At 52.3% G+C, this 8,802-nt stretch carries 9 protein-coding genes and 1 rRNA gene; 2 read left to right on the top strand and 8 right to left on the bottom strand.

The features are described 5' to 3' along the window. Positions 1 to 82: 82 nt before the first annotated feature. The 6 genes from BLQ99_RS11425 to BLQ99_RS11450 all read right to left on the bottom strand — a co-directional run bounded on the left by BLQ99_RS11425 (position 83) and on the right by BLQ99_RS11450 (position 7,158). Positions 83 to 733, bottom strand: coding sequence for an NUDIX hydrolase (locus BLQ99_RS11425; protein WP_245690453.1), 651 nt, complete (start codon positions 731 to 733; stop codon positions 83 to 85). A 13-nt stretch (positions 734 to 746) separates the two neighbouring features. Next, positions 747 to 1,769, bottom strand: a complete 1,023-nt coding sequence (locus BLQ99_RS11430; RefSeq protein WP_093691102.1) for an FAD:protein FMN transferase — start codon at positions 1,767 to 1,769, stop codon at positions 747 to 749. Between the two features lie 115 nt (positions 1,770 to 1,884). After that, positions 1,885 to 3,123: a Glu/Leu/Phe/Val family dehydrogenase gene (locus BLQ99_RS11435; RefSeq protein ID WP_093691104.1), complete on the bottom strand. Its 1,239-nt coding sequence runs from the start codon at positions 3,121 to 3,123 to the stop codon at positions 1,885 to 1,887. 250 nt (positions 3,124 to 3,373) lie between these two features. Then, positions 3,374 to 4,444, bottom strand: a complete 1,071-nt coding sequence (locus tag BLQ99_RS11440; RefSeq protein ID WP_093691106.1) for an ABC transporter ATP-binding protein — start codon at positions 4,442 to 4,444, stop codon at positions 3,374 to 3,376. Then, positions 4,445 to 6,103, bottom strand: coding sequence for an ABC transporter permease (locus BLQ99_RS11445; protein WP_093691108.1), 1,659 nt, complete (start codon positions 6,101 to 6,103; stop codon positions 4,445 to 4,447). A gap of 17 nt (positions 6,104 to 6,120) precedes the next feature. Then, complete coding sequence (locus tag BLQ99_RS11450; RefSeq protein ID WP_093691110.1) at positions 6,121 to 7,158, bottom strand: extracellular solute-binding protein; 1,038 nt, start codon at positions 7,156 to 7,158, stop codon at positions 6,121 to 6,123. Between the two features lie 247 nt (positions 7,159 to 7,405). On the opposite strand from BLQ99_RS11450, the gene BLQ99_RS11455 reads away from it, so the two are divergent. Both BLQ99_RS11455 and BLQ99_RS15315 read left to right on the top strand, forming a co-directional pair. Beyond that, positions 7,406 to 7,708 (top strand): DUF2325 domain-containing protein, encoded by a 303-nt coding sequence (locus tag BLQ99_RS11455; protein ID WP_093691123.1) that lies wholly within the window; start codon positions 7,406 to 7,408, stop codon positions 7,706 to 7,708. A gap of 71 nt (positions 7,709 to 7,779) precedes the next feature. Next, positions 7,780 to 7,905: a hypothetical protein gene (locus BLQ99_RS15315; RefSeq protein ID WP_281240890.1), complete on the top strand. Its 126-nt coding sequence runs from the start codon at positions 7,780 to 7,782 to the stop codon at positions 7,903 to 7,905. A gap of 62 nt (positions 7,906 to 7,967) precedes the next feature. On the opposite strand, the gene thpR is transcribed toward BLQ99_RS15315, so the two are convergent. Beyond that, positions 7,968 to 8,516: an RNA 2',3'-cyclic phosphodiesterase gene (thpR, locus tag BLQ99_RS11460; protein WP_093691112.1), complete on the bottom strand. Its 549-nt coding sequence runs from the start codon at positions 8,514 to 8,516 to the stop codon at positions 7,968 to 7,970. A gap of 193 nt (positions 8,517 to 8,709) precedes the next feature. Then, positions 8,710 to 8,802 (bottom strand): 5S ribosomal RNA (gene rrf / locus BLQ99_RS11465); the annotation flags it as partial.

Genomic DNA, 8,802 nt, shown 5'->3' on the forward strand with positions numbered 1-8,802 from the left:
CCAGCTCCCATATTCTATGAAGGGCCAAGGCTGTTAGCCACTGACCTGTTTCCGCGCCTACCCGCAAACTTTAAGCCCTCCGCTAAACGGAGGGCTGGTCCATTTCCCGGCATAAGTCAAGAAACCCTTTCAGTACCCGCGCCGTCAGGCCACAAATAACACGTGATCCATACTGATAAAACCAGACAGGATATGTGATACGCGGCTTCCAGTCCGGTGAGTATTCAGGCAGGAGCTGGATGGGAAAGTCGGATAGCGGCCGGGTGGCCATTTCCATATGTCCGACCTGCGGCTGGGCAGCCAAAAGCCAGGCCAGCGGCACGGTAAAAACCTCGGCCACTTCCTCCCTGTTCGGTTTGAGGGCCGCCACATCGGCCGCCAGATAGCCGACAAAAGGATATAATAATACCCCAATCTGGCCGATTACCAAATCCAGCGGCCCCAGCGGGCGGATCTGCGCCGGGGCGAGACCAAGTTCTTCAACCGTTTCCCTTACCGCCGCCGCCAGTGCGCTCTGGTCGCTTACTTCGATCCTGCCGCCGGGGAAACAGATTTCACCGGGCTGCCAGGCCAAATTGCCGGAGCGCACTTCAAACAGCACTGCCAGACCATCGGCGGTATCCACTAAGGGCAGTAAAACAGCAGAGCGGAAAAAGTCGCTTTTATTGCCAATATCACCACGTCGGGCGGCCAGCCGCTTTTGCAGCCGGTCGCAAAAATCCCTGCCCTGCATGAACATTCCTCCGCTATTTTCCAGTAATTTCGATTTTGCCGGCGAGGCCCGGCGTCGTTACTACCCGGCCGTCCTGGGTAACAAATACCGCCTCGACGCCGGGGAATTTTTGCAAAAGCTGCATTCCCCGCTCAACGCCCAGAACAAAGAGGGCGGTGCTTAAAACATCGCCGTCGGTCGAATTGTTTAGGGCAACGGTAACGCTGGCTACCTCCTGGGGCTGGCGGCCTGTCCGCGGATCAAGGATATGGGCGTAGCGGACTCCGTCCTTCTCAATGAAACGCTGATAGTCGCCCGATGTTTCCAGTGTGTCCCAGTCGGTCAAGGCCAGCTTGGCGATGATGCCCTCACTCCGCCGCGGATGCTGGATGCCAATCCGCCACGGACTGCCGTCCGGTTTAACGCCGATGACCCGTACATTGCCGCCGGCGTTGACCAGAGCCGACTTAACCCCCATGGCTTTTAGCTTTTCCACCGCCTTATCGGTGGCATACCCTTTGGCGATGCCGCCGAGGTCCAGGCGCATCCCCACTTTAGGCAAATATACTGTATTATGCACCTCATCAACCTCTACCATCCGGTAGTTCACCAGCGGCAAAAGGGCGTTTATTTCCGCTTGGGCGGGGACAAAATCACCCTTGCGGCCAATGCCCCATAGCTCGGTTAACGGCCCGATACTAAAATCAAAGGCCCCGTCCACCTTGGCGGAAAGCGCTTTAGCCCGGTTTAACAAGTAGACAAGCTCCGGGTCTACCCTCACTTTGCTTTTGCCGGCCTGGGCATTAATTTTGGCCAGCTGGCTATTGGGATCAAACTGGTTAGTAAGGTCATGAATGCGCTTAAATTCGCCGAACGCCGCTTTGACAGCCTGCTCGCTCCCCGGCCCGTAGGCGGTAATTTCAATGATCGTGTCCATTAAAAACTGCGTTTCTTGGTACGGCTTAGGCGAAACATAGGTGGATAAGCCGCAACCGGCCGTTATCAGGACAAGCGGCAAGGCCAACAGCAACGTGGCAAACCGACGATAATTGGGCATAATGCGACTCCTTTTATCAGGATATGTAGATATTCGGCCTTCACCCGGCAAAAACCTGCATAAGCAATAGGAAAAGGGCAACCGCTGCCGGCTGCCCCGTTACTACTCTTTACGCTTAAATCCAACCGCGCAGTTTCATCGCCTCGGACAGGCGTTCGAGAGCGACGATATAGGCGGCCACGCGCATGTTCACTTGGTATTTCTGCGAAGCGTTATAAACTTCATTGAAGGCTTTCACCATCAGTTCTTCTTCACGGGCGTGGACTTCCCGTTCGCTCCAGTAGTACCGATACAGGTTCTGCACCCATTCGAAATAGCTGACCGTTACCCCGCCGGCATTGGCGAGAATGTCGGGAATGACCATGACGCCCTTAGCGCTCAGGATTTCATCGGCTTCCGGCGTTGTCGGACCATTAGCCCCTTCGGCAATTATTTTGGCCTTAATGCGGTCGGCATTTTCGCCGGTAATCTGGCCTTCGAGCGCCGCCGGCACCAGCACGGTCACAGGCAGTTCAAGCAATTCCTTGTTGCCGATAGCCTTGGCGCCAGGATAGCCGACCACCGAGCCCGTCTCCTTGACATATTTCTCCACATCATACGGATTGAGGCCTTCTTCATTATAGATGCCGCCATTGACGTCGCTGACGGCCACAACCTTGGCTCCCAGGTCATGAATGAGCTTGGCCGAAAAACCGCCGACATTGCCAAAGCCCTGTACGGCTACGGTAGCCTGGGCCTTGTCGATGCCTAGCGCTTTAAAAGCTTCCCGCACGCAGAACATCACGCCCCGGCCGGTAGCCGAGCCACGGCCCGCCGAACCGCCGATGGTTTTGGGCTTGCCGGTAATAACCCCGGGAACGTTCTGGCCGCGCAAACGGCTGTATTCGTCTACCATCCAGCCCATAATGCGCGAATCGGTATTTACATCCGGTGCTGGAATATCGTCATATTCGCCAATGATCGGAGCAATCCGCTCAATATAACCCCGGGACAGCCGCTCCAGTTCGCTGCGGGACAGCTTGCGCGGGTCAACGACAACCCCGCCCTTGCCGCCGCCATAAGGTAGTCCAATAACGGCGCATTTAAAAGTCATCCAGAAAGCAAGCGTCTTGACCTCGTCCATGGTCACATCCTGGTGAAAACGGATGCCGCCTTTAGCCGGTCCGAGCGCGGTGTTGTGCTGCGAGCGGTAGCCGGTAAATACCTCAATCCGCCCATCGTCCATCTTCACGGGTATGCTTACCTCCAGCGTCCGCTCTGGTTGCTCAAGAATCTTGGCCGCCTTGGGATCGAGCTGCATGACCTTCGCCGCTTTTTCGAGGTTCTTCTTGGCCATCTCAAAAATATTTTGCATTTTTAAGAACACCTCCTAAATTCATTGTATCTTCCTGAAATTTATATGTCTAGCGAATTTTGTATACATAATACAAACGCCATAAGTTAATTTTTTCACAAAGTACAAGAGTCTTATTCTCATTAACTATATTGTTTCATATACATATAGGAATTATTAGTCTCCCTGAAAAGTGTAATTTGGTTGCTATGTAATTATATTTATGAAAAAAATACCCCGGCGTTTTGCCAGGGTATCATGGAGCGTAGTATTAGGCTGGCGCAGCTTCCGCAAGCGCACAGATGAAATCCGGCCGGACACGGAACCGTAAATCCATTCCTTCTGTGACGTCTTGCTGAGGGGGGATGCGTACTTTGAGCGTTTGTTCGCTGCCATTTTCAGCGCAAGCCTGTATTGTCCCTTCAATGGCTGTTCCCGTATAGCTTGCGGAGATTAGTTTCCCACCGATGGAACCGTGGGGGTCAAGTTCAAAACTGTCAGGGCGAATGGCAAGATAGATTGTCCTGCCTGGCGGCAGCCCCTTGGTATCGCGGCAAGGAACAGGGCCAAGAAAAGTTTTTACCAAACAATCCGGCACCGCGACAGTTCCGGTAACTATGTTGGCCTTGCCTACAAATTCCGCGACAAACCTGTTGGCCGGGCATTCATATACTTCCCTTGGCGCACCGTCCTGCTGGAGAATTCCGTCGCGCATGACGATAATCCGGTCGGACAGGGCAAGGGCGTCGCCTTGATCGTGGCTGACAAAAATCGCTGTCGTGCCAGTCATCTTGATGATCCGCCTGATTTCCTGGCGCATTTGGACGCGCAGGCCGGCGTCCAGGTTGCTGAACGGCTCATCAAGCAGGATTAATCCGGGACTCGGACTTAAGGCCCGGGCTAGAGCAACCCGCTGCTGCTGACCGCCGGAAAGCTGATGGGGAAACCGCTCCTGAAATCCGGCTAAACCGACCAACGCCAGCATATTGTGCACCCGCTCCGGGATATTGGGAACTTTAAGCTTTTTTAGCGGAAAGGCAATGTTTTCCGCCACTGTCATATGGGGAAATAGGGCATAGTCCTGAAAGACCATGCCGATGCCCCGCTTTTCCGGCGGAAGGCAGGTTGTTTCGTCGGCGACGGTAGTACTGTTAATTATGATCCGGCCGCTGTCAGGCCGTTCAAAACCGGCGATAAGCCGTAAAGTCGTCGTTTTGCCGCAGCCGCTCGGTCCCAGCAGGGTTGCTATTTCCCCGCTCTGTAAGCTAAAAGAAAGGTTGGCGACTGCATTGCGGGTCTGGTCATATGATTTGGTCAGATTTATCACATCCAGCCGGGACATTTAACCTCTCCTTTCGTGCTTTATCACCGCCAAATACCGGAGGGGAATGAGCGAAACGGCCACCAGCAAAAGCGCCGCCGGAGCAGCCAGGGTATAGAAGCCTTCGCTGGCCTCTATCCAAATTCGCACGGACAAAGTATCAAATCCGGCGGGACGCAGCAGCAAGGTGGCGGGGAGTTCCTTCATGGAGTTAAGAAAAATGAGAATCCAGCCGGCAATCAGTCCCGGCCTAATGAGGGGGAAAGTGATACGCCACAAGGCTTCCCAGCGTGAGTAGCCGCAGGTTTGCGCCGCTTCCTCAAGGTTAGGCGAGATTAAGGCGAGGGCAGACTCCTGCGCTTGCAGTCCCTGAGGCATAAAACGAACGACATAGGCTGCGGTCAGCAGCACGGGAGTGCCGTACAACATGGGCAGGAACTGACTGGCAACAAAAACAATCCCTAAGGCGATAACAACCCCCGGCAGCGCGTAACCCGCATAGGAAATCCTTGCAAATAACTTGCCAGGGAAACTGTCGTGCCGGGCACTCAGGTAAGCCACGGGCAAAGCCAGCAAGCTGGCAAGGGTGGCCCCGGCTGCCGCGGTAGTAAAACTGTTGAGGGTGTAGCGCCAAAATTCCTGGCCAATGGCGCCCTGAACTAACCCTTGGTATGTCATGGCAATGAGAAAGAGCAGCGGGAATATCACCGAAGCGCTCAAAACAAGCCAAACCCATGCCAGGGCAAGATAGCGCCAGCTGCCAAGGGGAACAACGGGCGCCGTCCCGTGGCTGCCACGGTTTTGGTAATATCTCGCTTTGGCCCGGCTGCGCCATTCGAGCCAGACTGCCGCCAGCGTAATTGCGACAAGAATCAGGCCGAGCACAGCAGCCGCCGACCGGTCATAACGGCCGACCAATTGCGTATAAATGGCGCTCGTAAACGTATCGTATCGCAGCATGGCCACAACGCCAAAGTCGGACAAAACATACAGCGCCACCAGTAAACTGCCGGCGCCGATAGCGGGTCGAAGCATCGGCAGGGTAGCGGACCAGAAAACCGACCAGGAAGAATAACCGCAGGCGCGGGCGGCTTCTTCGCAACTGGCGCTCATCGTTTCCAGCGCTGCCGCCACCAGCAGGAATGTGTACGGAAAAGTAAACAACGAAAGGACCAGTGTCGTACCCCATAGCGAATAGATATCCGGCAGGGCAAGCGCTCCTCCCGCAAGGGAAGCGACCACCGTTTTGAGCACACCGTCAAAACCAAACAAAAAGATATAGGCAAGGGCGCCGATATACGGGGGGATAGCCATCGGCAGGGCCAACAGCCACTTATAAGTTTTGCGGCCTGGCAAGTCGCTTCTGGTGACCAGCCATGCCAGGGGCACCGCCAGGATAACGGTGGCGCACGTTGTAGTGGTCGTCAGTACAAGTGTATTTGTTAGTAAATAGGGTATCCTGGTATTCCAAAGGCGGACCCAGACGTCCGTATCGCTCAGGGCTGCCCGGTAAAGAATGTATATGACCGGTACACTCATCAAAAGCCCGACCAAAAGGGCGGCGAAAAGTATAGTCTTACCCGGCGGCTTGCCACGCCACGCATTAAGCCACCACATATGGGAAAGCCGGAAGAAGCTTATAGGCTTCTCCCGGTAAATATGTAGGTTAATACTGCGCAAAATTATTCTCCTATCGCTTAGGGCATGCCTACTTTTTCCAGCAGGTTCATGCTGTTTTTCAGCTCTTTACCCAAGACTTCGAGCTTGACATCAGCCCGTTTGAAATCATTAAGACTTTTTTCCGCTTTAGCCGGAACGCCCGGAATAACGGGGTATTCGTAGTTAACCTCGGCAAAAATCTTCTGGATTGAGGGCTGGAGCAGGAACGCTATAAACTTTTTCGCCGCTTCGGTATTTTTTGCCCCTTTTATGATACCAACTCCGGCCACATTAACGGCTACGCCCATGTCGCTTGGGCCCTGATCAGGATAGATTGCGGCTACCGGCGAACCGGCCGCCTTTTCAAGTTCATAGTAGTAATGGTTTACCCAACCGAGCTTGAATTCGCCCTTGCCAACAGCCTGACGGACTTCGGTATGGCCTTTCAGAACTTTGACGTCATTGGCCTTGAGCGCCGTGAGGAAATCTTCAGCCGCTTTATCGCCTTTTACCTGACGGATTACGGTGACATTGCCGACAACCGATTCATTTGAGCTTATGGCCATGGCTACCTGGCCTTTCCATTTGGGGTCGGCCAGATCAAACAGCGACTTGGGCAATTCGCTTTCCTTAACCAGCTTGGTGTTGTACATAATTACCCGGCTTCGAGCAGATACGCCGACCCAGGAGCCATCATCGGCCCGTAAATCGGCGGGCACTTTTTTTACGGCGTCCGAATTATTGGGCTGAAACAGCCCCTGGGACCTTAAGACCTCTAGCGTCCCGGCGTCATTGGCGATAAAAACGTCAGCCTGGGGATTGTTTTTTTCTTCCATAACGGCGTTAGCCAACTCGGATGCCCCGCCGGCACGAAGCACTACCTTGATGCCTGTTTCTTTTTCGAACTGCTCGATAACCGGTTTTATCAGCTTCTCGTTCCTTCCGGAATACACCACGAGCTGGGTCGGTTTGGCCTGTTCGGTTTTTGCCGTTTCCGACGAGCCGCAGCCGGCAATGGCGAAGGCAAGCAGGATAGATAACGCCAAAAGCGCAAGAACCTTTTTCTTAAATACCATAGATATCCTCCTTTAATGATAATCATTTTCATTCAAGCACGCATTTAGTTTACGCTAATTGATAATTATTTTCAAACTCCAGCCTGGCTTATTTCACCAGATATCAAGCATTATTTTTCAATTTCCGCCGTTTTTCGCATATTTACTGAAATTTATGTGCCAAGTTGGAAATTTAGCCTGCACTTGACATTGTAAAAGAGAAAAAGTTACAATGAAAATGATTATCAAATACATAAAGGTGATAACAATGTCGGTTATCGTCGTCGGTGGAGATCACTTGGGCTCAATTGAAAAGAAACTGTATGAATTAGGCGCCAAAGAACTCATTCATGTTTCAGGGCGAAAGAAGTTAGACCGGAAAAAACTGCCCATAAGCCAGCGAACGTCTTTTGTCCTAGTTTTGACGGATTACGTCAACCATGACATTGCCGCCAGGGTAAAAGAAAGGGCTAAAACTTTACACGTGCCTTTAATCTTCGCAAAAAGGTCCTGGAGTTCAGTAGAACAGAAAATTAAGGCGGGTGGATTTGTTAAAGCCGAGCTATGTTAACGTTTTGAGTTATAAAATTACCCTTTTGGGGCAAGATATGGCTATGAAATGCAGAAAGGAGCGTGCAGGGCTTGGATTTAAAAAATATGAACGTTGCCGCCCTCTCAGATGACCAGGTTGATGCCGTGAAAAAATACGAGCAAGACTTCAAAGCCAAGTACGGCAGCGACGTTATTCTCATTGCATTTAGGAAATGAGCAACCAAAAGACCAGGCGTCCACAATCCGGCGTGGGCGCCTGGTCTTTTACAATTCGTCTTTTACATTTCAAAGGTAGCCAATGCGCGGTATACTCTCTTTTTCTCTTCAACAGCACTCGATATTAAAGAAAAACTTGTTACAGCAAAGCCGCTGCCGCCGGCGGTTAGCCGCAGCGCCTGCCGGTATGCTTCGCCATCGGTAAAACAGACATCCCGGGCAAGAGTAATATGCGGCTTATAAGGCCGGTTTTCCGGAATAAAACCCAGCTCCTTCATCCCCAGGACAATAGCACGCTGCAGCCGGCTCAGCGCGGTCAAGTCACCGCCTAACCCTAACCAAACTACGCGATAGGGATTATTTTGCCCAAAACAGCCTAACGCCCCAAGGTTAAGCCGCAAAGGACTGTGCCCTTTGGCTACTTGCTGCAGACGACGGCATATATCCCCCACTTTATCTTCCGGTACTTCACCTAAGAACTGAAGCGTAAGGTGCATATTGTATTTAGCAGTAAACCGTCCGCTGCTGACATACCGACGCAAATAATCCTGCGTTTGTCCTAATTTATCAAGTATCGCTTCCGGAAACTCGATGCCGATAAACAATCGCATAAACAACACCTCTTGCCCAAATTTAAAAATAGTGTCTGCCTTATTTTGCTTCGGTAGCCCATGCTTCACTATCCAATTTTAAGCTTAACATCATAGTATATATATTTGGCCGGTCGCTGGCCTTTAACCTCTATACCGATAGCGGAGCATATCAATACAAAAAGAGCACCTAGTGTTAGGTGCTCTTTTGTGTAACCGGCGTCTACCTATCCTCCCAGGCCGTCTCCAGCCAAGTACTTTCGGCGTTTACGGGCTTAACTGCTGTGTTCGGTATGGGAACAGGTGG

The organism is Sporolituus thermophilus DSM 23256 (assembly GCF_900102435.1).
Lineage (GTDB): Bacteria > Bacillota > Negativicutes > Sporomusales > Thermosinaceae > Thermosinus > Thermosinus thermophilus.

Excerpts from the sequence above, each read along its gene's own strand:
- BLQ99_RS11425 (WP_245690453.1), bottom strand. The coding sequence starts at position 733 with ATGCAGGGCAGGGATTTTTGCGACCGGCTGCAAAAGCGGCTGGCCGCC.
- BLQ99_RS11430 (WP_093691102.1), bottom strand. The coding sequence starts at position 1,769 with ATGCCCAATTATCGTCGGTTTGCCACGTTGCTGTTGGCCTTGCCGCTT.
- BLQ99_RS11435 (WP_093691104.1), bottom strand. The coding sequence starts at position 3,123 with ATGCAAAATATTTTTGAGATGGCCAAGAAGAACCTCGAAAAAGCGGCG.
- BLQ99_RS11440 (WP_093691106.1), bottom strand. The coding sequence starts at position 4,444 with ATGTCCCGGCTGGATGTGATAAATCTGACCAAATCATATGACCAGACC.
- BLQ99_RS11450 (WP_093691110.1), bottom strand. The coding sequence starts at position 7,158 with ATGGTATTTAAGAAAAAGGTTCTTGCGCTTTTGGCGTTATCTATCCTG.
- BLQ99_RS11455 (WP_093691123.1), top strand. The coding sequence starts at position 7,406 with ATGTCGGTTATCGTCGTCGGTGGAGATCACTTGGGCTCAATTGAAAAG.
- thpR (WP_093691112.1), bottom strand. The coding sequence starts at position 8,516 with ATGCGATTGTTTATCGGCATCGAGTTTCCGGAAGCGATACTTGATAAA.